At 72.8% G+C, this 26,232-nt stretch carries 20 protein-coding genes; 8 read left to right on the plus strand and 12 right to left on the minus strand.

Going from position 1 to position 26,232, the window contains the following annotated elements; all coding sequences use genetic code 11:
• Positions 1–6: 6 nt before the first annotated feature.
• The 3 genes from HJG45_RS21640 to HJG45_RS21650 all read right to left on the minus strand — a co-directional run bounded on the left by HJG45_RS21640 (position 7) and on the right by HJG45_RS21650 (position 6,978).
• Complete coding sequence (locus HJG45_RS21640) at positions 7–885, minus strand: transglutaminase family protein (RefSeq protein WP_171614970.1); 879 nt, start codon at positions 883–885, stop codon at positions 7–9.
• Positions 882–3,416, minus strand: coding sequence for a circularly permuted type 2 ATP-grasp protein (locus tag HJG45_RS21645; RefSeq protein ID WP_171614972.1), 2,535 nt, complete (start codon positions 3,414–3,416; stop codon positions 882–884). The genes HJG45_RS21640 and HJG45_RS21645 overlap by 4 nt, the downstream gene beginning before the upstream one ends.
• 154 nt (positions 3,417–3,570) lie before the next feature.
• Positions 3,571–6,978, minus strand: coding sequence for a DUF2126 domain-containing protein (locus HJG45_RS21650; protein ID WP_171614974.1), 3,408 nt, complete (start codon positions 6,976–6,978; stop codon positions 3,571–3,573).
• 206 nt (positions 6,979–7,184) lie between these two features.
• On the opposite strand from HJG45_RS21650, the gene HJG45_RS21655 reads away from it, so the two are divergent.
• From HJG45_RS21655 to HJG45_RS21675, 5 genes are all read left to right on the plus strand, one after another.
• The gene (locus HJG45_RS21655) at positions 7,185–7,925 is read left to right on the plus strand and encodes a CoA transferase subunit A (protein ID WP_171614976.1); all 741 of its coding nucleotides are present in this window, start codon (positions 7,185–7,187) and stop codon (positions 7,923–7,925) included.
• The gene (locus tag HJG45_RS21660) at positions 7,922–8,572 is read left to right on the plus strand and encodes a CoA-transferase (RefSeq protein WP_368040652.1); all 651 of its coding nucleotides are present in this window, start codon (positions 7,922–7,924) and stop codon (positions 8,570–8,572) included. Before HJG45_RS21655 ends, HJG45_RS21660 begins: the two co-directional genes overlap by 4 nt.
• A complete protein-coding gene (locus HJG45_RS21665) occupies positions 8,569–9,096 on the plus strand; it encodes a GNAT family N-acetyltransferase (RefSeq protein WP_171614978.1) in 528 nt (175 codons plus the stop codon). The genes HJG45_RS21660 and HJG45_RS21665 overlap by 4 nt, the downstream gene beginning before the upstream one ends.
• A complete protein-coding gene (locus tag HJG45_RS21670; protein ID WP_171614980.1) occupies positions 9,093–9,698 on the plus strand; it encodes a 2-hydroxychromene-2-carboxylate isomerase in 606 nt (201 codons plus the stop codon). The genes HJG45_RS21665 and HJG45_RS21670 overlap by 4 nt, the downstream gene beginning before the upstream one ends.
• A gap of 101 nt (positions 9,699–9,799) precedes the next feature.
• The gene (locus tag HJG45_RS21675; RefSeq protein WP_171614981.1) at positions 9,800–12,109 is read left to right on the plus strand and encodes a xanthine dehydrogenase family protein molybdopterin-binding subunit; all 2,310 of its coding nucleotides are present in this window, start codon (positions 9,800–9,802) and stop codon (positions 12,107–12,109) included.
• Here HJG45_RS21675 and HJG45_RS21680 read toward each other — a convergent pair.
• The 3 genes from HJG45_RS21680 to HJG45_RS29280 all read right to left on the minus strand — a co-directional run bounded on the left by HJG45_RS21680 (position 12,100) and on the right by HJG45_RS29280 (position 13,934).
• Positions 12,100–12,672 (minus strand): carboxymuconolactone decarboxylase family protein, encoded by a 573-nt coding sequence (locus tag HJG45_RS21680; RefSeq protein ID WP_171614984.1) that lies wholly within the window; start codon positions 12,670–12,672, stop codon positions 12,100–12,102. The two genes, HJG45_RS21675 and HJG45_RS21680, sit on opposite strands and share 10 nt — an antisense overlap.
• An 82-nt stretch (positions 12,673–12,754) precedes the next feature.
• Positions 12,755–13,204, minus strand: coding sequence for an Rrf2 family transcriptional regulator (locus HJG45_RS21685; RefSeq protein ID WP_171614986.1), 450 nt, complete (start codon positions 13,202–13,204; stop codon positions 12,755–12,757).
• A gap of 145 nt (positions 13,205–13,349) precedes the next feature.
• Entirely contained in the window at positions 13,350–13,934 is a 585-nt protein-coding gene (locus HJG45_RS29280; RefSeq protein WP_302479793.1) for a cold-shock protein, read from the minus strand.
• A 366-nt stretch (positions 13,935–14,300) separates the two neighbouring features.
• On the opposite strand from HJG45_RS29280, the gene HJG45_RS21695 reads away from it, so the two are divergent.
• Together HJG45_RS21695 and HJG45_RS21700 are read left to right on the plus strand one after the other, a co-directional pair.
• Positions 14,301–15,035, plus strand: coding sequence for a pyridoxamine 5'-phosphate oxidase family protein (locus tag HJG45_RS21695; protein WP_171614990.1), 735 nt, complete (start codon positions 14,301–14,303; stop codon positions 15,033–15,035).
• Between the two features lie 190 nt (positions 15,036–15,225).
• Complete coding sequence (locus HJG45_RS21700; RefSeq protein WP_171614992.1) at positions 15,226–16,521, plus strand: aspartate aminotransferase family protein; 1,296 nt, start codon at positions 15,226–15,228, stop codon at positions 16,519–16,521.
• 48 nt (positions 16,522–16,569) lie between these two features.
• Here HJG45_RS21700 and HJG45_RS21705 read toward each other — a convergent pair whose 3' ends face one another.
• A complete protein-coding gene (locus HJG45_RS21705) occupies positions 16,570–17,589 on the minus strand; it encodes an NADP-dependent oxidoreductase (RefSeq protein ID WP_171614994.1) in 1,020 nt (339 codons plus the stop codon).
• A 409-nt stretch (positions 17,590–17,998) separates the two neighbouring features.
• On the opposite strand from HJG45_RS21705, the gene HJG45_RS21710 reads away from it, so the two are divergent.
• Positions 17,999–18,322 (plus strand): hypothetical protein, encoded by a 324-nt coding sequence (locus HJG45_RS21710; RefSeq protein WP_171614996.1) that lies wholly within the window; start codon positions 17,999–18,001, stop codon positions 18,320–18,322.
• A 65-nt stretch (positions 18,323–18,387) separates the two neighbouring features.
• Here HJG45_RS21710 and ligA read toward each other — a convergent pair whose 3' ends face one another.
• The 5 genes from ligA to ftsZ all read right to left on the minus strand — a co-directional run bounded on the left by ligA (position 18,388) and on the right by ftsZ (position 26,144).
• Positions 18,388–20,493, minus strand: a complete 2,106-nt coding sequence (gene ligA, locus HJG45_RS21715; RefSeq protein ID WP_171614998.1) for an NAD-dependent DNA ligase LigA — start codon at positions 20,491–20,493, stop codon at positions 18,388–18,390.
• A gap of 43 nt (positions 20,494–20,536) precedes the next feature.
• On the minus strand, positions 20,537–22,216 hold the full coding sequence (gene recN, locus HJG45_RS21720) for a DNA repair protein RecN (RefSeq protein WP_171615000.1): 1,680 nt from the start codon (positions 22,214–22,216) through the stop codon (positions 20,537–20,539).
• 19 nt (positions 22,217–22,235) lie between these two features.
• The gene (locus tag HJG45_RS21725; protein ID WP_254452695.1) at positions 22,236–23,099 is read right to left on the minus strand and encodes an outer membrane protein assembly factor BamD; all 864 of its coding nucleotides are present in this window, start codon (positions 23,097–23,099) and stop codon (positions 22,236–22,238) included.
• Between the two features lie 185 nt (positions 23,100–23,284).
• Complete coding sequence (lpxC, locus tag HJG45_RS21730) at positions 23,285–24,259, minus strand: UDP-3-O-acyl-N-acetylglucosamine deacetylase (protein WP_171615002.1); 975 nt, start codon at positions 24,257–24,259, stop codon at positions 23,285–23,287.
• Positions 24,260–24,533: 274 nt separating this feature from the next.
• Complete coding sequence (gene ftsZ / locus HJG45_RS21735; protein WP_171615004.1) at positions 24,534–26,144, minus strand: cell division protein FtsZ; 1,611 nt, start codon at positions 26,142–26,144, stop codon at positions 24,534–24,536.
• Between the last annotated feature and the right edge of the window lie 88 nt (positions 26,145–26,232).

A 26,232-nucleotide genomic window follows, 5' to 3' on the forward strand; every position in this document is an offset into this window, starting at 1 on the left:
GGGCATTCAGTCTTCGACCGGCTCCAGGTCGACGCCGATGGTGAGCCCGTGGTCGCCGCCGCCGAGCATCACGCCGCGCACCGGGCTGATATCGCCGTAATCGCGGCCCCAGCCGAGCACCACATGCTCCTCCTGCACCACCACGCCATTGGTCGGGTCCAGCTCGACCCAGCCATGATCGGCGCCGAGCCAGGCGCCGACCCAGGCATGGCTCTGGTCGGCGCCGCGCCGGCGCGGCTGGCCGGGCGGCGGCCGGGTGCGGATATAGCCGGAGGTGTAGCGCGCCGGCAGGCCGATGGCGCGCAGCCCGCTGATCATCAGATGGGTGAAGTCCTGGCACACGCCCTCGCGCCGCTCCAGCACCTCGGCGACCTGCGTCGAGAGGTCGGTGACACCGGCGCGGAAGCGGAAATCGGCGCGGATCCGCGCATTCAGATCGAGCAGCCCGGCCAGCACCGGCCGGCCGGGCGGGAAGCTCGCGCCGACATACGCCCCGGCCGCCGCGACGGCCGGGCACATCGGGCTGTCGAAGCGGTATTCCACCGCCTCCCAGGCGCCCGGGCCGCCGGCGCGCGCCGCCTCGCGCACCGCCTCCCAGGGCGGCGTCGCCGCCGCCGCGGGCGGCGCGGGATAGCGCACCGCCACCTCGGCCTCGGCCGTCACCTCGAAGAGGTCGTGCGGCGCATCGATGAACAGCCAGGTCACGGCATTGCCGAAATGGTCGAGCCCGTCCCGCCGCCGCGCCGCCGCGGGCAGGCTGGTGAGGTCGGCGCTGCGCACCTGCTGGTAGGGCAGGTCGCGCGGCCGGAGGTGCAGCATATGCGCCGCGAGGTCCACCGTGCTGCCATAGGCGTAGCGGGTGGTATGGCGGACCCGGTAGATCACGCCGCGCCGCGCATCCGGATGGCGGGGGCGGGGCCGAGGCTGTGCGGCGCCGGCAGCAGCGCGAACCAGCGCCGCGCGATGCGGTTCGAGAGCGTCGCCACCTCCCCCTCCAGCGCCGCGAGGCGCGGCCGCAGCCGCAGCACCGCCTCGGCCTGGGAGGAGGCCTCCGCCACCTCCCGCACCATCGCCCTGGCCTCCTCCAGCAGGGATTGCGCGAGTTGCGACAGCGGGCCGCCCGCCTCGCCCTCGAGATCGGCCAGCATGTCCCGCGCCGCCTCGAGCTGGAAGGCGAGGCCGCGCGGATTGCCCTCATCCGCCAGCACCAGGTCGAGCACCGGGGCCGGCTGCAGCGCGGTGAGGTAGCGGCTGCGATAGGTGATGACGGAATCCCGCAGCTCGAGGGCCAGCCGCAGCCCGGGCTCGAGCCGCGCCGGCTGCGCTGCGGCGCCCGGCTGGTCGAGCACCCGGTGCAGCTCGGCGGCGATCGCCTGCGCCCGCTCCACCCGCCGGCCGAGATCGAGGAAGAGCCGGCCGCCGCCCCGCACCATGTTCTCGGCGGCGAGGCCGGCCACGGTGGCGGCGAAGGCGAGCACCGCAACGCTGACATGGCCGAGCGCATCGAGGCTGCGCGCCTCCTCCCGCGCTTCCTCCCGCCTGGCCGGGACGGCGCGGAAGGCCTCGGTGAGCTCCCGCATGCCGCGGTTGAGGGCGAGGTGCATCTCGCCGGTCAACCGGTCGCGCAGCAGGTCGGCGAGGCGCCCGACCTGGCCCAGCAGCCCCGGCAGGCGGCCGCGCTCCCGCACCGCCCGGAGCAGCACCCGCGCGACCGGCACGGTGCCGATCTCGCGCGCCGTCTCGCTGTCGAGCAGGTCGGCCCGGACCAGGCAGGCGGCGAGGCTCTTCAGCTCGGCCAGGGCCCGCGGGCCCGGATCGCTGACGGCGAGGCGCGACGCGCTGGCCCGCAGCAGCCGCGCCGCCGTCTCCAGCCGTTCGAGGTAGCGGCCGAGCCAGAAGAAATTATCGGCGACCCGGCTCGGGATGTCGCCGCTGCCGCGGCGGATCGGCAGGGCGCGGATGCTGGCCTGCGGCGGCCCCTGGACCTCCCCCGGCTCCTGCATCGGCACCCAGACATCCTTGCTGAAGCGCATGCCGGGCCGGGCGCCGGTGCCGGGATCGGGCGCGGCGAGGGCGCGGGCGAGGCCGCCCTGCAGCGCCTGCCAGCGCTGGCCGTCATGCACTAGGAAGAGCCGCAGGATGACCGGCCGCGGCTCCAGCCCCTGCGGCCCGGCGCAGGGCGCGACGGAGGCGGGCAGCGCCTCGGAGACGACGTATTCCTCCGGCGCGGCGAGGATGCGCCCGGCCAGCTCGGCCCGCGCCGCTGCGGGCAGCGCCCCGGCGGTGACCGACTGCACCGTGCCGTCCACCGCCCGCCGCACCAGCCAGCGGCCGAGATCGCCCAGCACCTGCTCCCGCACCGCCAAATCCCCCAGCCAGAGGGTGCGGGCATCGGCGAGGCGCAGCCGCTCGCCGAGCAGCCGCGGCGCCAGGCCGGCGAGGAAGGCGGCGAGCGCCGGCGCCTCGGCGAAGCCGGCCCCGGGATCGTTGACGATGCGGACGGAGCCCGCCCGCATCGCGTCGAGCAGGCCGGCGACGCCATGCGAGGGACTCTGGTCGCCCTCCAGCGGGTCCATCTGCCGCCCGTCCAGCCGGCGCAGCAGCACATCGACGGGCTGCAGCCCGCGCAGCGTCTTCAGGAACAGCGCGCCGTCGCGCACGGTGAGGTCGCCGCCCTCGACCAGGGCGCAGGACAGGCGGCGGGAGAGGATGACGTGCTCGTACCAGTGCGGGCTGGAAGGCCCGCCGGTGAGCATGGCGACGCCGGGGTTGCGGCCGGCGGCACCGGGCGGCGCCAGGCGCTGCAGCGCATCCTGCCAGATGTCGAAGAAGGGCCCATGCCGCCGCAGTTGCCGCGCCCGCGTCAGCTCGGGCACGGTGCGCGCCAAGGCGCGGCGGTTCTCCAGCACATGCGCGAGGCCGGTCGGGCCGGCGCTGCGATCGGCCAGCACGCGCCAGCCGCCATCCGGGGCGCGCAGCAGGTCGGCGGCGTAGAGATGCAGCAACGGCCCCTCGCGCCGGCCCGCCGCGGCGCGGCAGGAGCGGAGGAAGGCCGGGTTGGCATAGACCAGGGCCGGTGGCAGCAGCCCCTCGGCGAGGAGCTGCTGCGGCCCGTAGACATCCTGCAGCACCGCCTCGAGCAGGCTCGCCCGCTGCGCCAGGCCCTCGGCCAGGGCATCGAATTCGGCCGGCGCTAGCAACATGGGCACCGGGTCGCAGCGCCAGGCGGGCATGTCGGACTCGCCGGGGAGAAGGCTGGTCGCGCCTTCCTCGATGAAATGTCGGTCGAGCAGCGCCGCCCGCCCAGCGAGCTCGCCGCGGCCGAGCGTCGAGAGGGCGCCGAGCAAGCCGCCCCAATGGGGACGGATGCCGCCGGCGCCATCCACCATCTCATCGAGCGGGGCGGCTTCTGTCATGCGCCAAGGGTGATGCCATGGCTGTCGCGCGCAGGCGAGGGGGAGACGCCCTGGCCCGGACCGGCGGCATGCATCTCCCGTCCCAGCCGGGCGCCCGGTCAGGCGCTTCTGCCGAGGCGGGCCGTCGATGAGGCGCCATCGACGGCCGCCGGCATCAGCCCGCCCGCCGCAGGTCGAGGGAGCGCGGCGCCTCCGGCGCGGGCAGGACGCGCGGCTCGGGCATCGGCCCCGGCGTGTGGCCGAAGGGCTGGAAGCGGGTGCGGCGGCGCGCCTCCGCTTCGTTGGCGTTCACCGGCAGCGTCTCGTAATTGCGGCCGCCCGGATGCGCCACGTGATGCGTCAGCCCGCCGAGGCTGCGGCCGGTCCAGCGGTCATAGATGTCGAAGACCAGCGGCGCCTGCGCCCGGATGGTCGGATGCAGGGCGGAGGGCGGGTCCCAGGCCTTGAAGCGCACGCCGCCGACGAACTCGCCCACCGTCTCGGTGCGGGTCAGCGGCACCTCGTAGCCGTTGCAGGCGAGGGCGTAGCGCTCCTCCACCCAGCCGCTGACGCGCGCCTGCAGCCGCTCGGTGCTGCTGTCGACATAGCGCACCGTGCCGCCGCCGCCCGGCTCCTCGCCCAGCACGTGCCAGGGCTCCAGCGCATGCCGCAACTCCAGCCCGATGCCGCGCAGGGTCACCTCGCCGATGCGCGGGAAGCGGAATTCCAGGTGCGGGGCGAACCACTCCTGGTCGAGCGGGAAGCCCAGCATGGCCAGCTCGCGCAGGCTGTCGGCGAAATCCTGCTCGACGAAATGCGGCAGCATGAACTCGTCGTGTAGCCGCGTGCCCCAGCGGACCAGGCGGCGGTCATAGGGGGTGCGCCAGAAGGCGGCGAGGGCGCTGCGCATCAGCAACATCTGCGCCGCCGACATCCGGGCATGCGGCGGCATCTCCAGCGCCCGGTACTCCACCAGGCCGAGCCGGCCCGAACTGCTCTCGGGCGCGTACATCTTGTCGATGCAGAACTCGGTGCGGTGGGTGTTGCCGGTCATGTCCGCCAGGATGTTGCGGAACAGCCGGTCGGTCAGCCAGGGCGGCGTCTCCTTCCCCGGCGCGATCTTCGAGAAGGCGATCTCGAGATCCGCCAACGCGTCCTGCCGTGCCTCGTCGACGCGCGGATGCTGGCTGGTCGGGCCGATGAAGAGGCCGCTGAACAGGTAGGAGAGGCTCGGATGGTTGTGCCAGAAGCCGAGCAGGCTCTTCAGCAGGTCCGGCCGGCGCAGGAAGGGACTGTCGGCCGGCCGCTCGCCGCCCATCACCACGTGGTTGCCGCCGCCGGTGCCGACATGGCGGCCGTCGAGCATGAATTTCTCGGCCGAGAGCCCGACCTGCCGCGCCTCCTCGTAGAGCTGCTCGGTGCGCTCCACCATCTCCGGCCAGGAGGCGGCGGGGTGGATGTTCACCTCGATCACGCCGGGGTCCGGGGTGACGGAGAAATGCAGCAGCCGCTCGTCGCGCGGCGGCAGGTAGCCTTCCAGGATCACCTTGCGGTCGGTCTCCGCGGCCGTCGCCTCGACGGCGGCGGCGAGGTCGAGCCAGTCCTCGGCGGCATAGAGCGGCGGGAAGAAGACATGCACCAGCCCGCCCCGCGCCTCGACCGCGAGGGCGGTGCGCACCACGCCCGGATCGGAGCGGCCGACCACCGGCAGCTCCTGCGGCTGCGGCCGGAAATGCTCCGCCCCCAGGGCGGGGCCCGTGGCCGAGGCCGTGCCGTCGGCGCGGCCAAGGCCGAGCTGCGGGTCCTGCGGCATCAGGCGCTGGCCGGGCAGGGGCTGGCTGGGCAGGGGCTGGCCGCCGCGGCCGCGCTCGAAGGCCTGGCGGGGCGGCAGCGGCGCGACCGGTGCGAAGGGATCGGCCTCGGTCTCAAGGACCCGCGCCGCATCCGCCTCCGACATCCAGGGCAGGCTGTCCAGCGGCAGGCGGAAGCCGATCGGGCTGTCGCCCGGCACCAGGAAGAGATGCTCGCCGCGGAAGAACCAGCGCCCGCCCTGCCAGCGCCGAAGGCCGTCCCGCATCACCCGGCGGATCGGCAGCACCGCGCCGACCTCGGCGGCGAGCCCCTGGCCGAAGACCTTGGCCAGCCGCGCCCGCTCCAGCGGGTCCTGCAGCTTCGCATCCTCGACGACGACATTGGCCGGCAGGCGCTTCTCGCGCCAGAGATGGTAGTGGATGTCCTCGTAGGCCGGGGCGACGAGCCCGGGATCGACCTGCAGCCGCTCGGCCAGCAGGCGGGCGAAGCGCGCGGCATCGGCCGCGGTCGCGCTGTCGCGGTCGTCGTCGGAGGCGAGGAGCTCGGGGTTCTTCCAGACCGGCTCGCCATCGCGGCGCCAGTGCGAGTAGAGCGCCCAACGGGGAAGCTGCTCGCCCGGATAGTGCTTGCCCATGGCGTATTGCAGCGCGGCGCCGGGCGACCAGAGCGGCGCCAGCCGGCGCAGCAGGCGTCCCGCATAGGCCCGCTTGGTCGGGCCGAGCGCCGCGGTGTTCCACTCCGGCGCATCCATGTCGTCGGCGGCGATGAAGGTCGGCTCGCCGCCCATGGTCAGGCGGAGGTCGCCCTCGCGGAGCGCGCCGTCCACCATCCGGCCGCGGGCGAGGATGTCCTGCCACTGCTGCTCGGTATAGGGCTTGGTGACGCGCGGCGTCTCTCGCAGGCGGGTGACCGACATGGCGAAGCCGAACTCGGTCTCCGCCTTCTCGACCAAGCCGGTGATCGGCGCGGCGGAGACGGGTTCCGGCGTCGCGGCCAAGGGGATGTGGCCCTCGCCGGCCATCAGGCCGGAGGTCGCGTCCAGCCCGACCCAGCCGGCGCCGGGCAGGTAGACCTCGGCCCAGGCATGCAGGTCGGTGAAGTCCTCGCTCGGGCCTTCCGGCCCATCCAGCGGCTTCACATCGGCGACGAGCTGGATGAGGTAGCCGGAGACGAAGCGCGCGGCATAGCCGAGATGCCGCAGGATCTGCACCAGCAGCCAGGCGCTGTCGCGGCAGGAGCCGCGGCCGTTGCCGAGCGTCTCCTCCGGCGTCCAGACGCCGGGCTCCATGCGCACGACATAGGCGGTCCGCTCCTGCACCTGGCGGTTCAGCCCCACCAGCATGTCCACCGTGCGCTGCTCGGTCCGCGGGATGCCGTCGAGGAATTGCCGCAGCAGCGGGCCTGGCGTCTCCAGCTTGCGGAAGGGTGCCAGCTCCTGCTCCAGCACCGGGTCGTAGGCGAAGGGCCAGGTCTCGGCCTCGGGCTCGAGGAAGAAGTCGAAGGGATTGATCGTCGCCATGTCGGCGACGAGGTCGACCTCCACGCTGAACTGCGTCACCCGCTCGGGGAAGACGACCCGCGCCAGGTGGTTGCCCTGCGGATCCTGCATCCAGTTCAGGAAATGCGGCTTCGGCTCGACCTTCAGCGCGTAGCTGACGATCGGCGTGCGGGCATGCGGCGCCGGCCGCAGCCGGATGGTCTGCGGGCCAAGGGTGACCGCATGGTCGTAGCGGTAGCTGGTGCGGTGGTTGAGGGCGACGTGGAGCGGCATGGACGGGGGTAGCCTGCGAGGGAATCGCCGTGGGTTAGAGCAAAAGCGGCGCCATTGCGGGCATGACGATCCCGGGATGGTGGGTTGCGCGCAGCGTCCAGGCAATGCCCAAAGCGGAGGCAAACGCGCCATCCGGGATGCATCGACGGCAGGCGGTCGGCTGTCCTAGGCTCGCTGTAAGGAGACTGCGGGAGGAAAGGTCGAGCATGGCACGCCCAGGCAAGGTGATGCAGAGTTTCGCCGCGGCGCTCGCGGATATTCCCGATGGCGCCGTCATCGCCTTCGGCGGCTTCGCCGGGCCGGGCACGCCCTACAATCTCACCCGGGCGCTGCTCGCCCAGGGGGCGAAGCGCCTGACCTGCATCGCCAATACCACCGGTGGCGCGCAGCAGCCGCGCATGCCCGATATCGGCATGCTGGTGGAGAACGGGCAGGTGGCGAAGGTGGTCTGCAGCTTCACCGCGGCGACGCGGCCGAGCGACGTGCTGCCCTTCACTCGCTTCTACGAGGCCGGCGAGGTCGAGGCCGAGCTGGTGCCGCAGGGCACGCTCGCCGAGCGGTTGCGCGCCGCGGGCGCCGGCATCCCCGCCTTCTACACGCCGACCGCGGTGGGCACCGAGCTCGCCGAGGGGCGCGAGACGCGGGTGATCAACGGCCGCGAATACCTGCTGGAATACGCGCTGCCCTGCGACGTCGCCCTGCTGCGCGCCTGGCGCGCGGATGCCGCCGGCAACCTGCAATACAGGCGCAGCCAGCGGAATTTCGGCCCGCTGATGGCGATGGCAGCGCGCCTCGCGATCGTCGAGGTGGAGGAGCCGATCCTGCCGGCGGGGGCGCTCGACCCGGACCAGATCCACACGCCCGGCATCTTCGTCCAGCGCCTCGTCGCCATCCCGCCCGCGCCCGAGGGGCTCTGGACCACCCGCCGGCAGGAGCGCGCGCGGTGAGCGGCGCCGCATCGACCGGCTGGGACCGGCAGCAGATGGCGGATCGCCTGGCGCGTGAATTCCAGGATGGCTGGATCGTCAATCTTGGCGTCGGCCTGCCGACCCTCTGCTCCAACACCGACATAGGCGACCGCGACATCGTCTATCATGCGGAGAACGGCGTCATCGGCTACGGGCCGGTGCTGCCCCCGGGCGAGGAGGACCTGCATCTGGTCAATGCCGGCGGGCAGAATGTCTCGCTGCAGCCGGGCGCCGCCATCGTCCACCATGCCGACAGCTTCGGCATCATCCGCAGCGGCCGCATCGATGTCACGGTGATGGGCGCCTACGAGGTCTCGGCCGGCGGCGACTTCGCCAATTGGCGGCTGGCCGGCGCCAAGGGGGGCGGCATCGGCGGCGCCATGGACCTCGCCGCCTGCGCCCGGCGGGTCTTCCTGCTGCTCGAGCACACCACTCGCAAGGGCGAGCCGCGGCTGGTGGCGCGCTGCCGCCTGCCGGTGACGGCGCGCGGCGTGGTGACGCTGGTGGCCACGAATTACGGTCTCTTCGCCCCGACCGGCGAGGGCTTCGCGGTGCGCGAGCTGGCGCCGGGCATCGACCTGGCGACCGCGCGGGCCGCCACCGGCGCGCCGCTGCTGCCGGCGTGACGCCGCCCTGCTTCCGGACCACGCGGCTGCGGCTGCGGCCGCGCCGCCTGGAGGACACCGAGGCCTGCCTCGCCATGGATCGCGAGCCGGCGGTGCTCCGCCATATCGACGGGCCCTGGGACGACGCCGCGGCGCATCGGGCCTTCATCGAGGCTCGCACCCGCGGCCCCTGGCCGGCAGGCCTCGGCTACTGGGTGGTGGAGGCGGGCGGCGCCTTCCTCGGCTGGGTCCTGCTGATCCCGGAGGATGCGCGGGGGCCGGAGGTCGAGATCGGCTGGCGCCTCCGCCGCGCCGCCTGGGGGCAGGGCATCGCCACCGAGGCGGCGGCGGCGCTGCTGCCGCATGCCTTCCGCCGGCTCGGCCTGCCGCGCATCATCGCCGACATCAACCCGGCGAATCACGCCTCGCTCGCGGTTGCCCGCAAGCTCGGGCTGCGGCCGGGGGCCTGGCAGGGCCGCTATCTCCGGCATGCGCTGGAGCGGGCGGCCTGGCAGCGGGCCGAGGATGGGAAGGAGTCTCCATGACCTTGCACATCGACTACTACGCCTCGCTGAACTCGCCCTGGACGCATCTCGGCGCGGCGCGGATCGAGGCGCTGGCGGCGCAGCACGGCGCCACGCTGCGGATCTGGCCGGTGGATTTCGGCACCATCTTCGCCGGCTCCGGCGGGCTGCCCCTGCCGAAGCGCAGCCCGCAGCGCCAGGCCTACCGGCTGCAGGAGCTGGCGCGCTGGCGCGAGCATCGCGGCATCCCGATCCAGATCCGGCCGAAGCATTTCCCCGCCAATGAGCTGCCGGGCGCCTGCGCGGTGATCGCGGCGCGGGAGAGCCTGGGCGATGCGCCGGCGATCCGCCTCGCCCACCGCATCCTGAAGGCGCTCTGGGAGGAGGAGCAGGATCCCGGCGCGCCGGAAACCCTGGCCCGGCTGGTGACCGAGGCGGGCCTCGATCCGGCGACCCTGCTGCCCCTGTCGCAGGAGCCGCGCTGGGCCGCGATGCGCGAGTGCGACACGGCGGCGGCGCTGGCCCGCGGCGTCTTCGGGGCGCCGAGCTACGTCATCGGCGAGGACATCTTCTGGGGCCAGGACCGGCTGGAATTCGTGGAGAAGCGCTTGGCACGGGGCTGAGGGGCAGCGGCTGGGCGCCCGTGCCAGGCCGTGGCACGATGCGCCAAAGGCTTTGAGGAGCAAGCCATGGCCCGCCGCCGGACGGCATCGGAGCTTGCCCCATGATCGGCGAGAGCCGGCGCCGGGTCGAGGATGCCCGCTTCCTCACCGGCCAGGGGCGCTATGTCGCGGATCTGGTCCCGCCCGGGGCGCTGCAGGCTGCGGTGCTGCGTTCGCCGCATGCGCATGCCGGGCTGCTTGCCATCGACGCCGCGGCGGCGCGCGCCATGCCGGGGGTCGCCCTGGTCCTCACCGGCGAGGACCTCGCCGGCGAGGGGATCGGCCCGCTACCCTGCCCGGCGGTGGTGCAGACCATCGGCCCGCTCATCATTCCCGAGCGGCATGCCCTGGCGCGGGGCGCGGTGCGGCATGTCGGCGAGCCGGTGGCGCTCGTCGTCGCGGAGAGCCTGGCGGCAGCGCGCGACGCGGCCGAGGCGATCGAGGTCGCCTACGATCCCCGGCCGGCGGTGGTCGACAGCCGCGCCGCGCTGGCGCCGGGCGCGCCGCAGCTCTGGCCGCAGGCGCCGGGCAACCGCGCCTTCCGCTTCGAGCGCGGCGACCGCGCCGCCACCGAGGCGGGGTTCGCCGCCGCGGCGCGGATCGTCGAGCTCGACCTGATCAACAACCGCGTCCATGCCGCCCCGATCGAGCCGCGCGGTGCCCTCGCCGCCTGGGAGGGCGGGCGCTTCGAGCTGCTGCTCGCCGGCATGGGGGTGCACGGGCTGCGGCGGCAGCTCGCCACGGTCTTCGGCCTGCCGGAGGCGGCCTTCCATCTGCGCTGCCCCGATGTCGGCGGCGGCTTCGGGCTGAAGAACTTCCTCTTCCCCGAGCATGTGGCGCTGCTCGCCGCGGCCCGCCGGCTGGGCCGGCCGGTCGCCTGGATCGGCGCGCAGAGCGAGGAATTCCAGGGCGCCGTGCATGGCCGCGACCTGCAGGGCACCGCCCGGCTGGCGCTCGATGCCGAGGGGCGCTTCCTCGCCCTGCAGGCCCGGCTGGCCGCCGATATGGGCGCCTATTGCTCGGCGCACGGTCCGGCCTGCCCGACCAATTCCGTCAGCACCGCCATCGGCGGCATCTATGCCATCCCCGCCATCCTGCTGGAGGTGGAGGGCGCCTTCACCAACTCCCTGCCGGTCGATGCCTATCGCGGCGCCGGCAAGCCCGAGGCGAACTACCTGACCGAGCGGCTGGTCGAGGCCGCGGCCCGCGCCACCGGCCTCGACCCGGTGGCGATCCGGCGGCGCAACGCCATCGCCGCCTTTCCCTATCGCAGTGCGACCGGGATGCTGATGGATACCGGCCGCTTCCAGGCCAACCTCGCCGATCTCGAGGCGCTGCTGGATCGCGAGGGCTTCGCCGCAAGGCGCGCCGAGAGTGCGGCGCGGGGTCGGCTGCGCGGCCTCGGCATCGCCTGTTTCCTCGAGACCTCGCGCGGCGCGCCGCAGGAATGGGCGGCGCTGCGCTTCGCGCCGGACGGGATGGTGGACATCGTCATCGGCACCCAGTCGAACGGTCAGGGGCACGAGACCAGCTTCCCGCAGATCGCCGCCGCCTGGCTGGGGCTGGAGGAGAGCCGCTTCCGCCTGGTGCAGGCGGATAGCGACGCGGTCGCCTTCGGCAACGGCCATGGCGGGGCGCGCTCCCTGCATGTCGGCGGCACCGCCCTGGTCATGGCGCTGGAGCAGGTGATCGCCAAGGCGCGCCGGCTGGCGGCGCATCTGCTGCAGGTGGCGCCGGATTCGGTGGAATTCGCCGAGGGCTGCTTCACCGTGCCCGCCAATGGGCAGGCGCTGACCCTGGAGGCGCTGATCGAGGCCTCCTACGACCCGGCCGACCTGCCGGAGGGCATGCCGCCGGGGCTGGATGCCGAGGCGAAGAACCTCTCCGAGCTCGTCACCTTCCCCTCCGGCGCGCATGCCGCCGAGGTGGAGGTCGATCCCGAGACCGGCGCCGTGGCGCTGCTGCGCTACCAGGCGGTGGACGACTACGGCTGCCTGGTGAACCCGATGCTGACGGCCGGCCAGGTGCAGGGCGGCCTCGCCCAGGGCATCGGCCAGGCGCTCCAGGAGCGGATCGCCTACGATCCGGAGTCCGGCCAGCTCCTCAGCGCCTCCTTCATGGACTACGCCCTGCCGCGCGCCGCCGACCTGCCCGACCTCGCCATCGCCTTCGGCGAGGAGCCGACCCGCTCCAACCCGCTCGGCGTCAAGGGCGTCGGCCAGGCGGGGGCGATCGGGGCGCCGCAGACGGTGATGCATGCGGTGCTGGACGCGCTGCGGCCGCTCGGCGTCACCGGGCTGCAGATGCCGGCAACGCCGGAGACGGTCTGGCGGGCGATCCGCGCGGCCGGGCGGGACTCGCCTCAGCTCTGAGGGCGGGTTCCGAAGCCGTCGAGGGCCGCTTCCGCCTCGTCCTCCTCGTCGATCTGCAGGGCGTCGTTGAAGCGGTTGAAGAAGCCGCAGAGGGTGATGCGCAGGGTCAGCTCGACGAGCTGCGCCTCGGACAGCACGCTGCGCAGCCGCTGCACCAGCGCCTCCGGGATGCGGTTCGGCGTCTCCCAGGCGGCGATGGCGTATTGCACCACCAGCCGGTCGGCCTCGTCGAGCTCGGGATGCTCGCGCCAGTCCATGATGCGGTCGATGCCCTCGGGGCTGATCCCCTCCACCACCAGGAAGGGCTTGTGGTGGGCGACGCAGTAGTGGCAGGCATTGAGGTTGGAGACGACGACGATGGCGAGCTCGAGATAGCGCTTCGGCAGGGTCTTCGCCTCACGCAGCTCCATCAGCATCGGCATCAGGTGGCGCAGCGCCGCCGGGACATGGGCGAGGACCGCGACCTGGTTGCGGAAGGGGCCGTATTCCGCGGCGAAGCGCTCGTAGATGGCCGCCAGACCGGGCGGCAATTCGCGGCTGTCGATGTTGCGGACGCGGGCCATGGCGTTCTTCCCCCCTGGGCGGGCCACCCGACCGGGACAGTGGGGCAATTCCCGTGCGCGGCAAGTATGGCGCCGGGGCGCCTCAGATCACGAAGTTCAGCGGCTCGACGGTCGGCCGCCGCACCCCGGCGGCGGCGGCGCGCTTGATCAGATCGGCGATGGTGAGCTTCGAGAGATGGTCCCGGCACAGCCCCTCCAGCTCCATCCAGAGGGGCTGCACCACCGCCGCCTGCAGCCGGCCGGCCGGCTGCTCGCCGCCCGCGCCATCCTCATCGAGCGCGGTGGCGACGATCTCGGCCAGGCGCAGGTCGCGCGGCGGCCGGCCAAGGCGGTAGCCGCCCTTCGGGCCGCGGATGCTGTCGAGCAGCCCGGCGCGGGAGAGGGATTGCAGCACCGGCTCGATGCCTCGGCGGGCCTGTCCCAGCCGCTCGGCGATGTCGGCGGCGGAGACGGCCTCGGTGCGGCCGGCATGGAAGGCGACGTCGAGCATGATGGCCACCGCCGTCATCGCCCGTTCCCGGCGCAGCAGCATCCGCGTTTCCCCCGCAAGCCCCGGCACGCGGCCGGAGATGGCCGCGAACCGGACCCTGCTCGAATAGCAATCGAAAGGGGCGGCACCGTGGCGCCGCCCCCCTTCCTATGGCCTGCCCGTTCTACCGCCTGCCCAGGCCGATGGCTCAGGCGTGGCTGAGGGTCGAGGCCTCGGGGCCCTTGCGGCCCTGCACGACCTGCATGACCACGGCCTGGCCCTCGGTCAGGGGCGAGAGCCCGCTGCGCTCGAGAGCGGTGGCATGGACGAAGACGTCGCGCCCGCCGCCCTCCGGCGAGACGAAGCCGAAGCCCTTCTCCGGGCTGTACCACTTCACCGTGCCGCGCATCTCCTCGGCGGGACCCGAGGGGACAAAGCCGCCGCCGGCGCGCGGGGGCCGGTCGCCGAAGCCGCCGGCACGCGGCGGGCGGTCGCCGAAGCCGCCGCGGGGGCCGCCGCCACCGCCGCCGCCGGGCTCGCCGGGACTGGTGATCTCGACCACCTCGGTGACCTGCTGGCCTTTCTGGCCCGGGCCGACGCGCACGCGCAGGCCGGCACCGGGGTTCACCGCGTCATTGCCGGAGCGCTGCAGCACCGAGACGTGGAGGAAGGCGTCGCCCGAGCCATTGCCGAGCTCGACGAAGCCGAAACCCTTCTCAGGGTTGAACCACTTCACCGTCGCCTCAATCTCGGGCCCGGAGGCGAAGACCGAAGGTCCGCGCGAGGCAGGCATGCTTGGCATCGGGAAGGGCGGCGGGGCGCCCCAGCCGCCGGCGAAATCGGGCGCGTCATCATCGAAACCGCGCTTGCGGGGCTTGCGGGGGCGCCAGCTGTCGTTTTTGGCCATCTCTCGAACTCTTCGGTGCTCCTTCGGACGGATCCGTGCCACGGACCCGGCCTGCGCTCCCTGCCCGACTGGGCAGCGAATGGCATACGCCAAGTCTATAGCATAGGGCTTCCCGCTTCGCGCGCCAGCCCAACGTGGAAATCGGATGCGGTCCGTGAAATTCGCCGTCGGCGCGCTGGGCCCGGACGGGCGGATGATTTGCCGGCCGGGACGGGGGCGGCGCATCCTGCCGGCCGGACGGGGAGGGCCGAGATGGGGCAGGGACGCATGCTGCGGCGGATGGCCGGCGCCAAGCCAGACGAGATGGGGCCAGACGAGATGGGGCCAGGCGGAACGGAGCCGGGCGGAACCGGCCTCGCGGAGGGGGCAAGGGCGGGGGCCGAGGCGGACCGTTCGCGCCTTTTCCATGCCGGCAACCGCCTGCTGCAGGACCGCCATGACGGGCGGCGCGTCGCCGATGCGCTGGAGGCGCGGCGCCGGGTGGAGAGCTTCGCCCCCCAGCATGTCGCGCTGATCGAGGCCACGCCCTTCTTCTTCGTCGCCACCGCCGCCGGGAGCGCGGTCGATTGCAGCTTCAAGGGCGGCCCGCCCGGCTTCGTCCGGGTGACCGGCCCGGCCAGCCTCGAATGGCCGGATTACGACGGCAATTCGATGCACCTCTCCCTCGGCAACATCCTGCTGAGCCCGGGCATCGGCATGCTCTTCATCGCCTTCGACGGACGCTCGCCGCGGCTGCGCCTGCGCGGCCGGGCGAGCCTGGTCGAGGACCCGGCACGGCTGGCCGCCATCCCCGGGGCGCGGCGGCTGGTGCGGGTGGCGGTGACCGACATCTTCCCCAACTGTCCGCGCTACATCCCCGACCTCGCCGGCGGCGAGCCCTCGGCTTACCTGCCGCGGCCGGATGGCGGCTCGGCGGCGCCGGAATGGAAGGGGCGGGACTACATCCGGGAGATCCTGCCGCGCGACGACCCGCATGGCGGCGGGTAGGGGGAAGTTGCGCGCTGCGATGCAGCACGTTCCCGCCCGGCGCATCCTGGCCTGGACCATGATCCGCTCACACAGGGTCGCGGATCATGGTCCAGGCCGTTGTTTGATCGCGTGATTCACGCTTTTCGGTGATTCCACCCCAAGCGATCACGCTCTAGCCTGCGGGGCATCCGAGCGAAGGAGCAGGCGGATGGACGGCGCGGCAGGCAAGACCGAGGAGCAGACCCTGGTGGAGGCGGCGCATCGCGTGCTGCCGGCCGGCAATTTCGGCAACCTGCCCTCCGACATCGTCATCCGCGAGGGACGCGGCGGCCATGTCCGGGACGTCTCGGGGCGGGACTACATCGACTACCTGCTCGGCTCCGGGCCGATGTTCCTCGGCCATGCGCATCCCGAGGTGACCGAGGCGGTGCTGGCGCAGATCCCGCGCGGCACCACCTTCTTCGCCAATAACGAGCACGGCATCCGGCTGGCCGAGGCGATCGTCGAGGCGCTGCCCTGCGCCGAGCGGGTGCGCTTCCTCAGCAGCGGCACCGAGGCGGACATGTATGCGATGCGGGTGGCGCGCGCCTTCCGCAAGCGCGACCGCATCCTGAAATTCGAGGGCGGCTATCACGGCATGTCCGATTGGGGCCTGATGAGCCTGGCGCCGAAGCACCTGGCAAATTTCCCGCAGGCGGTGCCGGATTCGCCCGGCATCCCGAGAAGCGCGCGGGAGGAGGTGCTGGTCGCCCCCTTCAACGACCTCGAGGCCGCGCGGGCACTGATCGCGGCGCATCACGACGAGCTCGGCGGGGTGATCCTCGAGCCCTTCCAGCGCCTGATCCCGCCCGCCCCCGGCTTCCTCGAGGGCATCCGCGAGATCACCGCGCAATACGGCATCCCGCTGATCTTCGACGAGGTCGTCACCGGCTTCCGCTTCGCCTATGGCGGCGCCCAGAGCTATTACGGCGTGACGCCCGATCTCTGCACCCTTGGCAAGATCGTCGGCGGCGGCTTCGCCCTCTCGGCCATCGCCGGCCGCGCCGACATCATGGCGCATTTCGACCGCGGCCTGGTCGGCGACGACGGCTTCCTGATGCAGGTCGGCACGCTCTCCGGCAACCCGGTCGCGGCCGTCGCCGGCCTCGCCACGCTGGAGGTGCTGAAGCGGCCTGGCACCTATGAGCAGGTCTTCGCCACCGGCCGGGCGCTGATGCAGGGGATGGAGGCGGCGCTGCGGAAGGCCGGCGTCGCGGCGCAGGTGATCGGCGAGCCGCCGCTCTTCGACGTGGTCTTCACCGCCGAGCCGGTGCGCGACTACCGCGCCACGCTGCGCGCCGATGCGGCGGCGCAGAAGCATGTCAACGCGCATCTCCGCGCCGCCGGCATCCTGAAGGGCGAGAGCAAGTACTACATTTCCCTTGCCCATACCGAAGCCGATGTGCGCCACACGCTGGACGCCTTCGAGGCGGCCCTCGCCACGCTGCCCGGCCGGCGCGGCTGAGGGCGGCCCCCCGAAGCCGCGGAACGGCTTCGGGGAACCTGCTGCCCCTCAATCCACCTTCACCACCAGCTTGCCGAAATTCTTCCCCTGCAGCAGGCCGATGAAGGCCTCGGGTGCGTTGCGCAGCCCCTCCACCACGTCCTCGCGCCAGCGCAGCCGGCCGTCGCGCATCCAGCCCAGCATCTCGCGGCGGAATTGCGGGTAGCGCGGCCAGCCATTGTCGCTGACGATGAAGCCCTGGATGCGCAGCCGCTTGCGCACCACGGCGCCGAGATTGGGGCCGGGCGCGCCGCCGAAGCTGTCCGAGCCCTCGGCCACGTTGTACTGCGCGATGACGCCGCACATCACCATGCGGGCAAAGTCGCGCAGCCGCGGGAAGACCGCCGCCTGCACCGCGCCGCCGACATTCTCCCAATAGACGTCGATCCCCTCCGGGCAATGCCGGTCGAGCTGCGCCGCGAGGTCGCCGCGATGGTCGACGCAGGCGTCGAGCCCGAGTTCCTCGGTCACGTAGCGGCATTTCCGCTCGCCGCCGGCGATGCCGATCACCCTGCAGCCGCGGAGCTTGCCGATCTGCCCGACCACCTGGCCGACGGCGCCGGAGGCCGCCGAGACCACCATGGTCTCGCCGGCTTTCGGCTGGCCGATATCCTCGAGCCCGACCCAGGCGGTGAGACCGGGCATGCCGAGCACGCCGAGATTGGCCGAGAGCGGCGCCTCGGAGGGGTCGAGCTTGATGAGGCCGGCCGCCTTCACGCAGGAAAAGCGCTGCCAGCCATAGCCGCCGGCCACCACGTCGCCCGGCTTGAAGGACGCGGCCTTCGAGGCGACGACGGTGCCGGCCGTGCGCCCCTCCATCACCGCGCCGAGCTCGACCGGCTTGGCGTAGCTCTTCGCCTCCGACATGCGGCCGCGCATGTAGGGATCGAGCGAGAGGTATTCGGCGCGGACCAGCACCTCGCCCTCCGCGGGCTCGGGGGCCGGGGTCTCGACAATCTCGAAATCCTCCGGCACCGGCGCGCCTTGCGGGCGGCGGCGCAGCAGCACCTGCAGGTTGCTCTCGGCCATGGCGTCCTCCTTCTCAGGGCCGCAGGATCGCCGCCGCGCGCCGCGCCGGGAAGGGGGCGGGCGGCGGAAGGGCGGGGCATCGTCGCGCGACGGGAATGGATCGGCGTCGCCGGGAGGCTCGCGCGGGCCCCGCCTGCGTTACATGCGCCGGGCTGGACGCATTCGGGACGGACCCGTGGGCTTGACGACGCATCGCGCCCCATCGAGGGCTAAAACCTTGTTTTCTGCGCATCGTCACTGATCCGGGCGATTCCAGCCGCGAAAGATCTCGCCTAAGCTGCGCCAAGGTTGCGCTCGATTTCGTGACATGCATGGCTGCGACATGGCGCTACCGGCAAGCCGATGTGACTTCACGGCCATGCGATTTTGCGGTGAGGCTGGCAGCGCAACCTTTTTCAGGGGACTCGACATGATGCGCATCACCACGCTGACACTCGGCCTTGCGGCCGGCTTGGCCCTCGCGGCCTGCTCCGAGGTGAAGCCGGGCGGCCCGCCGGTCGCCGGCACCTCTGCCGGCCCGGGCGCCGCGCCGCTGAAGCAGGATGCACGGGACATCGCCGGGTCCGGCAGCCCGAACGCCACGCCCGGCACGGCGACCATCACCGGCACGCGCAGCACCGGGCAGGGCACCGAGCCGACGGTCGACTATTCGGGCCAGGCCGGCAATGCCGGCAGCCCGACCGCGACGCCGCTGCCGACCACGCCGCGCAGCCGCTCGAACAAGGGCGGCTGAGCGGCGGAAGCGGCCCGCCCGCGGCGCGGGACGCCGGGCCGCCCCAGGACAGAGCCCGGCGGGGTTCAGCCGAGCCCCGCCATCTCCCGCCACTCCGCCTCGGTGAGCGTCCGCAGGCCAAGCTCGGCGGCCTTGGTTGCCTTGCTGCCGGCATCGGCCCCGATCACCACGAAATCCGTCCGCTTCGAGACGGTCTTCGTCACCTTGGCGCCCAGCGCCTCGGCCCGCGCCTCCGCCTCGGGCCGGGTCATGGTCTCGAGCGTGCCGGTGAAGACCAGCGTCTTGCCGGCGAAGGGTGAATCCGCCGCCGCGGTGAAGCGGGCCGGCTCCGGCTCGACGAAGCCGGCGAGGTCGTCGAGCGCGGCGAGGTTGCGCGGCTCGGCGAAGAAGGCGACCAGCTCCTCGGCGATGGCCGGGCCGATGCCCTGGATCGAGCCCAGCTCCTCCCGCGCCTCCGAGCCGATGATGCGCGCTGCCAGCATCCGCTCCCGCCATTCCGGCAGGGAGTGGTAGTGCCGGGCCAGCAGCTTGGCATTGGCCTCGCCGATGCGGCGGATGCCGAGGGCGAAGATGAAGCGCTCGAAGGGCGGCTTCCGCCGCGCCTCGATGGCGCGCACCAGGTTGCGGGCGGAGAGCTCGCCCCAGCCCTCGAGCGCGGCGATCTCCGCCTCCCGCTGCGGCAGGCGGAAGATGTCGGCCGGGCCCTGCAGCCAGCCGAGGTCGTGCAGCTGCTGGATGCGCTCCTCACCCAGACCCTCGATATCCATGGTGTTGCGGGCGACGAAATGCCGCAGCCGCTCCACCGTCTGGGCAGGGCAGATCAGGCCGCCGGTGCAGCGCCGCACCACCTCGCCCTCCGGGCGCAGGGCCTGGCTGCCGCAGGCCGGGCAGCGATCGGGAAAGGCGAAAGGCGCGCTCTCCGCCGGGCGCTTCTCCAGCACCACGGAGACGATCTGCGGGATGACGTCGCCGGCGCGCTGCAGCACCACCGTATCGCCCGGGCGGACATCCTTGCGGGCGATCTCATCCTCGTTGTGCAGCGTCGCATGCTGCACGATGACGCCGCCGACATTGACCGGCTCCATCACCGCCCGCGGGGTCAGGGCGCCGGTGCGGCCGACCTGGATCTCGATCCGCAGCAGCCGGGTCGTGGCCTGCTCGGCGGGGAATTTCCAGGCGATGGCCCAGCGCGGCGCCCGGCCGACGAAGCCGAGCCGCCCCTGCCAGTCCAGCCGGTCGAGCTTGTAGACCACGCCGTCGATGTCATAGGCGAGGCGGGCGCGCTGCTCGGCGATCCGGGCCTGGAAGGCCGCCGCGGCGGTCTCGTCCGGCAGCAGCTCGGAGAGCGGGTTCACGTCGAAGCCCCAGTCGCGGAGCTGCGCCAACCACTCCCAATGCGTCGCGACCGGCACGCTGCTCGCAGCTCCCATGGCATAGGCGAAAAGCTTCAGCGGCCGCTGCGCGGTGATCCGCGCATCGAGCTGGCGCAGCGAGCCGGCGGCGGCGTTGCGCGGGTTGGCGAAGACGCGCTGGTTCTTCTCCCCGGCCTCGATGCGCCGCGCCTGCTCGGCATTGAAGGCGAGGAAGGCGGGCTTCTCCATGAAGACCTCGCCGCGGATTTCTATTCGCTCCGGCGCCTTCCCGCGCAACCGCAGAGGCAAATCCTTCAGCGTGCGCAGATTCGCGGTGACGTCCTCGCCCTCCGTCCCGTCGCCGCGCGTGGCGCCGCGGAGGAAGCGGCCGTCCTCATAGACCAGGTTCACCGAGAGCCCGTCGATCTTGGGCTCCCCGACGAAGCCGAGGACATCCTCCTTCAGCCCGAGGAAGCGGCGGATGCGGGCGCAGAACTCGGCGAAATCCTCGGGCGCGAAGGCGTTGTCGAGGCTGAGCATCGGCACGCCGTGCCGGAATTTGGAAAATCCCTCGGCCGCCTGCGCGCCGACGCGCTTCGAGGGGCTGTCGTCCCGGATCAGGCCGGGGAAGCGGCCCTCGATGGCGCGGTTGCGGCGGACCAGCGCATCGTAATCGGCATCCGAGACCTCGGGCGCGTCCTGTTCGTGATAGGCGCGGTCGTGATGCGCGATCTCGGCGGCCAGCGCCGCCAGCTCGGCCGCCGCCTCCTCCTCTGTGAGCTGCTCGGGCAGGCGGGCACGGAGGCCGGCATCGGTCATGGGCCGGGCTCCCCGATCGGCCCGCCCGCGGGGGCGGGCCAGGTCACAGCAGCGTCCCCTCCAGCAGGCTGTCCGCCGCGGCGCGGGCGGCATCCGTCACCCGCTCGCCGGCCAGCATGCGGGCGATCTCCTCGCGCCGCGCGCGCCGGTCCAGCGGCTCGACCGTGGTGGCGGCGCGCTCGCCCTTCACCTGCTTGGCGACGCGGAGCTGCTGGCCGCCGCGCGCCGCAACCTGCGGGCTGTGCGTCACCACCAGCACCTGCAGCCGCTCGGCGACGCGCGCCAGCCGGTCGCCGACGGCCGCCGCCGTCGCGCCGCCGATGCCGGCATCCACCTCGTCGAAGATCAGGGTCGGCACCGGCGAGCCGCGGGCCAGCACCACCTTCAACGCCAGCATCAGCCGCGACAACTCGCCGCCCGAGGCGATCTTCTGCAGATGCCCCGGCGCCTGGCCGGGATTGGTGGCGACGAGGAAGGTGACGCGATCCATGCCATCGGCCGACCAGCCGCCTTCCTCCCGCGCCGTGACCTCGACGAAGAAGCGGGCGCGGTCGAGCTTCAGTGGCGGCAGCTCCTTGGCCAGCGCCGTCTCCAGCCGCTTGGCCGCCGCCTGCCGCGCCTCGGTCAGCGCCCGGCCGGCTTGCAGATAGGCGGCGCGCGCGGCCTCGGCCGCCTGTTCCAGCCCGGCCACGCGCTCGGTGCCGGCATCGAGCGCGCCGAGCCGCTCCTTCAGCTCGGCCAGCAGCGCCGGCAGCTCCACCACGGCGACGCCATGCTTGCGGGCGGCGGCGCGCAGGCCGAAGAGCCGGTCCTCGAGCTGCTCCAGGCGGCGCGGATCGGGCCCGCCCTCGTTCATCAGGCGCTCGAGCAGCGTCTCGGCCTCGGCCACGGCATCCTGCGCCTGGGCGAGGGCGGTCAGCGCCGGCTGCGCCTCCTCGTTCGGCGCCGGCAGCCGCTCCAGCGCCCGCGCCGCGTTGCGCAGCGCATCGGCCGGGCCGCCGCGGCGGCGGTCGCGCGGCTGCAGCTCGCCGAGCGCGGCGGCGATGCTCTCGCTCCGCCGCTCGCCCTGCTGCAGGCGCTGCCGCTCGCCGCTCAGCTCCTCCTCCTCGCCCTCGACCGGGGCGAGCTCGGACAGTTCCTGCACGGCGTGGCGGAGGAATTCCTCGTCGCGCTGCGCCGCGGCGATGGCCTCGCGCGCCGTGGCGAGGGCGCGCTCCGCCTCGCGCCAGCCGCGCCAGGCGGCGCCGGCGGCGTTGCGCCGCGGGTCGAGGCCGCCGAAGGCATCCAGCAGCCCGGCATGCGTCGCCGGATCGGCGAGGCCGACCTGGTCGTGCTGGCCCTGGACCTCGACCAGCAGCGCGGCGAGGCGGCGCAGCAGCGCGACGCCGACCGGCTGGTCGTTGACGAAGGCGCGGCTGCGGCCATCCGCCTGCACCACCCGCCGCAGCACCAGCGCGTCGTCCCGCTCGATCCCCTGCTCGGCCAGCAGGGCGAGCGCAGGATGGCCCTCGGGCGGCAGGAAGACGGCGGTGACCGAGCATTGCGCCTGGCCTGCACGGACCATGCCGGCCTCGGCGCGGGCGCCGCAGGCAAGGCCGAGGCTGTCGAGCAGGATCGACTTGCCGGCGCCGGTCTCGCCCGTCAGCACCGTCAGGCCGCTGCCGAAGGCGAGGTCCAGCCGCTCGATCAGGACGACGTCGCGGATCGCAAGGGATGCCAGCATGGGAGGGGCTACAACGCCCTCAGAAGATCCAGTTCCAGACGCGCGCCACCAGGCCGGGGCGGTCCTGCGCATAGGTCGGGGCGCCGTCCACCAGCAGGGCGTAGCTGTCCTGGTACCAGGGGCTGCCCGGGAAATTGTGCCCGAGCACGGAGGCGGTCTTCTTCGCCTCGTCGGTCAGGCCGAGCGTCAGGTAGATCTCGGTCAGGCGGTGCAGCGCCTCCGGCACGTGGTTGGTGGTCTGGTAATCCTCGACGACCCGGCGGAAGCGGCCGATCGCCGCGGCATAGAGCCGCTGGCGCTGGTAGAAGCGACCGATGTTCATCTCCTTGCCGGCGAGGTGGTCGCGGGCGAGGTCGATCTTCAGCCGGGCATCGCGGGCATAGGCGGTGTCGGGAAAGCGGTTCACCACATCCTGCAGCGCCGCCATGGCCTGTTCCGTCGGGCGCTGGTCGCGCTGCGCATCGGCGATCTGCTCGTAGTAGCAGAGGGCGCGCAGGTAGAAGGCGTAGGCGATGTCGCGATGCGCCGGATGCAGCTGGATGAAACGGTCGAGCGCGCCGATGGCCTCGGTGTAGCGGTTGCGCTGGTACTCGGCATAGGCCGACATCAGCTTGGCGTTCGTCGCCCAGGTCGAATAGGGATGGTCACGCTCGATCTGGTCGAAATAATCGGCGGCCGCAGCGAAACGCTTCGCCTGCAGCGCCTCTACGCCGGCGGCGTAAAGACCCTCCGGCGTATTGTCGTAGGTGGCGTTCGCGGCCACCCGGCGCTCGGCATCGAGCGAGCCCTGCTTGCCGTCCCAGTCGCTGAACCAGGAACAGCCGGGCAGGGCACAAAGGCCGAAGCCAAGGGCAAGCAGAAGGGAGAGGCGTCGAATCATCATGGCCTGGTCGCTGGTGTGCCACGGCGCCGACGCGCCGCCAAAGCGGGGGGAGCCGCGTTGCGGAATGCCCGCCCGATGCCCCGCTGCTCTATAGCACGCCGACGAGCCGGTCCACAGACGGCCGGGCGCCGCCTCTACCCATCCAGGCCGCTCCGGGGCCGCCCCCAGGCCGCCCGGGGGAGGGATCAGGCGACGGCGGCGGCGGCGGCCGCGGCGACCGGCATGCGGGCGCCGCCATCGATGGTCGCATTGCCGGGCTGGGCCCGCCAATTCGCCCGGTCGGCGAAGAGGGCGCGCAGCAGCTTGTTGTTCAGCGCATGGCCCGAGCGGTAGCCGTTGAACCGGCCACGAATCGGCGCGCCGGCAAGGGCGAGGTCGCCGACCACATCGAGCAGCTTGTGCCGCACGAACTCGTCCGGCCGGCGCAGCCCACCGGGGTTCAGCACCAGCGGGCCGTCCACCACCACCGCATTGGCCAGGCTGCCGCCGAGCGCAAGGCCGGCGGCGCGGAGCCGGGCCACGTCCTCGGCCATGGTGAAGGTCCGCGCCTCGGCCAGCTCGTCGCGGAAGCTCTGCGGCGACAGGCGCAGCGAGAAGGACTGGCGGCCGATGGCCGGCGTCGGGAAGTCGATGGTCAGGCTGGCCTCGAACGACCCGCCCGTATTCGGGGCGAGCTCGGCCCAGGCGGCCTCCGGCCCGTCGCCCTCCTGCACCCGCACCCGGCGCAGCACCTCGATCGCCTCCATCTGCCGGAGGCCGAGGCCGCCATGGGCGACAAGGCCGACGCAGTCGATGAGGAAGACGAAGGCCGAGGCCGAACCATCCAGGATCGGCACCTCGGGGCCGTCGAGCTCGACCATCGCATCGTCCACGCTGCAGCCAGCCAGGGCGGCCATGACATGCTCGACCGTGCCGATGCGCAGCTGCGGCGCCTCGGCCAAGCCGAGGGCGGTGCAGAGCCGCGTGTCCATGACCTGGTCGAACAGGGCGGGGACCTCGAAGCCGGCATCGGTGCGGCGGAAGACGATCCCTGCGCCCGGCGCCGCCGGCCGCAGGGTCAGCTGGACGCGACGCCCGCTGTGCAGGCCAATGCCGACGCAGCCGATGGCGGCCTTCAACGTCCGGCGGCGACCCGTCTCCAGTGCGATATACCCGTCCATGCTTGCCTCTGCGAAGTCCGGGCCCTGCCTTTCGGCCTCAGGCCCAGCGCATAGGTGGCATCGGGTGTGCGCTGCGGCGAATAAAGGCTTGTTTCGTCATATTACTTCTTAAGCAACTGTAATTGCTTGGAAAAAAATAGCGATTTGTATCTCGCCGGCGGTGCGTGAGGCAGGAATGGAAAAGCCGCCGCGATGGGCCACGGCGGCTTGCAGGGGCGAGTCCCCCCTAGTTCCGGTGCCGTGGCCCCCTCGGGGAGGCGCCACGGCAAGGGGATCACCCGTTCGACTGGCGCCGCAGGAAGCTCGGGATCTCGAGCGCCATGTCGTCCTGCTGCGGCATGCGGGTGGCCGGGCGCTGGGCGGTCGGTTCGGGCGCCAGCTGGCTGGCGACCGGGGCCGGCGGCGCCTCGGGCAGGGTGCGGCGCATCAGCCCGCCGCCGGTGACGTTGCGGAACAGCGCCCGGAAGGTGCCGCCGGCCGAGGAGGGCTGCGGCGGCTGCCCGACCGGCCGCATATCGGCGGCGGTCATGGCCGGCACCGGCCGGCCGCCCGGGGCGGAACCCGGCGCCGGGGCCGGGGTCATCATCACCGGCGCGGCGGCTTCCGCCTCCTCCATCACCACCGACACCGGGCCGAGCACAGGACCGGAGGCGTCCGCGGCGGGCATCGGTGCGGCGGCGTTCACCGCCGGGCGAAGGAAGGAGCCCGGGATGTTCACCGCGGTCCGGCGCGACGCCGGCTGCCCGGGGACGTGTCCAGGGACGTGCCCGGGGGCGTGACCAGGCGCATGTCCCGCGGTCGGGGTGCCCGGCACGGCGGCGCGGCCGCCGATGGTCGGCGCGGCGCGGCCGCCGGGGACCAGGGTGAGACCCTCCGCCTTGCCGGCGGCGGCCGGGTTCACCGCCTGCGGCTGCACCGCATCGATGCCGGTGGCGACGACGGCGACGCGCAGCCGGCCGTTCAGGTCCTCCTCGACCGAGGAGCCGAAGATGATGTTGGCGTCCTCGTCGACTTCCTTGCGGATGCGGTTCGCGGCCTCGTCAACCTCGAACAGCGTCATGTCGTAGCCGCCGGTGATGTTGATCAGCACGCCACGGGCGCCGCGCAGCGAGGCGTCGTCGAGCAGCGGGTTGCTGATCGCCTTCTCGGCCGCCTTCACGGCGCGGTCGTCGCCCTCGGCCTCGCCGGTGCCCATCATCGCCTTGCCCATCTCCGCCATCACGGTGCGGATGTCGGCGAAGTCGAGATTGACCAGGCCCGGCTTGATCATCAGGTCGGTGACGCCGCGCACGCCGTCGTACAGCACCGCATCGGCCATCTTGAAGGCCTCGGCGAAGGTGGTGCGCTCGTTCGCCATCCTGAACAGGTTCTGGTTCGGGATGATGATCAGCGTGTCGACGACCGATTGCAGCTCCTCGATGCCCTGCTCGGAGGCGCGGCGGCGCTTCGGTCCCTCGAAGTCGAAGGGCTTGGTGACGACGCCGACGGTCAGCACGCCGCGCTCGCGCGCCATGCGGGCGATCACCGGCGCGGCGCCGGTGCCGGTGCCGCCGCCCATGCCGGCGGTGACGAAGACCATGTGGCAGCCCTCGAGGTGCTTGGTCAGCTCCTCGGTCGCCTCCTCGGCGGCGGCGCGGCCGATCTCGGGCTTGGCGCCGGCGCCGAGGCCCTGCGTCAGGTGCGGGCCGAGCTGCACGCGGGCCGGCGCCTTGCTGTGCATGAGGGACTGCGCGTCGGTGTTGGCGACGACGAACTCCACGCCTTCGAGGCCCATGGCGATCATGTTGTTGACCGCATTGGTGCCGCCACCGCCGACACCGATGACGGTGATGCGCGGACTGAAGTCGGTGTGCTGGGAAACGGGCAGGGTGAGGTTGAGCGTCATACGGGCATCTCCTCAGCGAATCCTAATGATATGCTGCGATTCGTGTCCTGGGTTGCGATGGGCTTTTCCCATTTCATCCACAGGTTTT

The organism is Roseicella sp. DB1501, from assembly GCF_013112485.1.
Classification (GTDB): domain Bacteria; phylum Pseudomonadota; class Alphaproteobacteria; order Acetobacterales; family Acetobacteraceae; genus Paracraurococcus.

Excerpts from the sequence above, each read along its gene's own strand:
- HJG45_RS21655 (WP_171614976.1), top strand. The coding sequence starts at position 7,185 with ATGGCACGCCCAGGCAAGGTGATGCAGAGTTTCGCCGCGGCGCTCGCG.
- HJG45_RS21645 (WP_171614972.1), bottom strand. The coding sequence starts at position 3,416 with ATGACAGAAGCCGCCCCGCTCGATGAGATGGTGGATGGCGCCGGCGGC.
- ftsZ (WP_171615004.1), bottom strand. The coding sequence starts at position 26,144 with ATGACGCTCAACCTCACCCTGCCCGTTTCCCAGCACACCGACTTCAGT.
- HJG45_RS21700 (WP_171614992.1), top strand. The coding sequence starts at position 15,226 with ATGGACGGCGCGGCAGGCAAGACCGAGGAGCAGACCCTGGTGGAGGCG.
- HJG45_RS21705 (WP_171614994.1), bottom strand. The coding sequence starts at position 17,589 with ATGGCCGAGAGCAACCTGCAGGTGCTGCTGCGCCGCCGCCCGCAAGGC.
- HJG45_RS21710 (WP_171614996.1), top strand. The coding sequence starts at position 17,999 with ATGATGCGCATCACCACGCTGACACTCGGCCTTGCGGCCGGCTTGGCC.
- recN (WP_171615000.1), bottom strand. The coding sequence starts at position 22,216 with ATGCTGGCATCCCTTGCGATCCGCGACGTCGTCCTGATCGAGCGGCTG.
- HJG45_RS21670 (WP_171614980.1), top strand. The coding sequence starts at position 9,093 with ATGACCTTGCACATCGACTACTACGCCTCGCTGAACTCGCCCTGGACG.
- ligA (WP_171614998.1), bottom strand. The coding sequence starts at position 20,493 with ATGACCGATGCCGGCCTCCGTGCCCGCCTGCCCGAGCAGCTCACAGAG.
- HJG45_RS29280 (WP_302479793.1), bottom strand. The coding sequence starts at position 13,934 with ATGCCTGCCTCGCGCGGACCTTCGGTCTTCGCCTCCGGGCCCGAGATT.
- HJG45_RS21650 (WP_171614974.1), bottom strand. The coding sequence starts at position 6,978 with ATGCCGCTCCACGTCGCCCTCAACCACCGCACCAGCTACCGCTACGAC.
- HJG45_RS21695 (WP_171614990.1), top strand. The coding sequence starts at position 14,301 with ATGGGGCAGGGACGCATGCTGCGGCGGATGGCCGGCGCCAAGCCAGAC.
- HJG45_RS21680 (WP_171614984.1), bottom strand. The coding sequence starts at position 12,672 with ATGGCCCGCGTCCGCAACATCGACAGCCGCGAATTGCCGCCCGGTCTG.
- HJG45_RS21675 (WP_171614981.1), top strand. The coding sequence starts at position 9,800 with ATGATCGGCGAGAGCCGGCGCCGGGTCGAGGATGCCCGCTTCCTCACC.
- HJG45_RS21725 (WP_254452695.1), bottom strand. The coding sequence starts at position 23,099 with ATGATGATTCGACGCCTCTCCCTTCTGCTTGCCCTTGGCTTCGGCCTT.
- lpxC (WP_171615002.1), bottom strand. The coding sequence starts at position 24,259 with ATGGACGGGTATATCGCACTGGAGACGGGTCGCCGCCGGACGTTGAAG.
- HJG45_RS21685 (WP_171614986.1), bottom strand. The coding sequence starts at position 13,204 with ATGCTGCTGCGCCGGGAACGGGCGATGACGGCGGTGGCCATCATGCTC.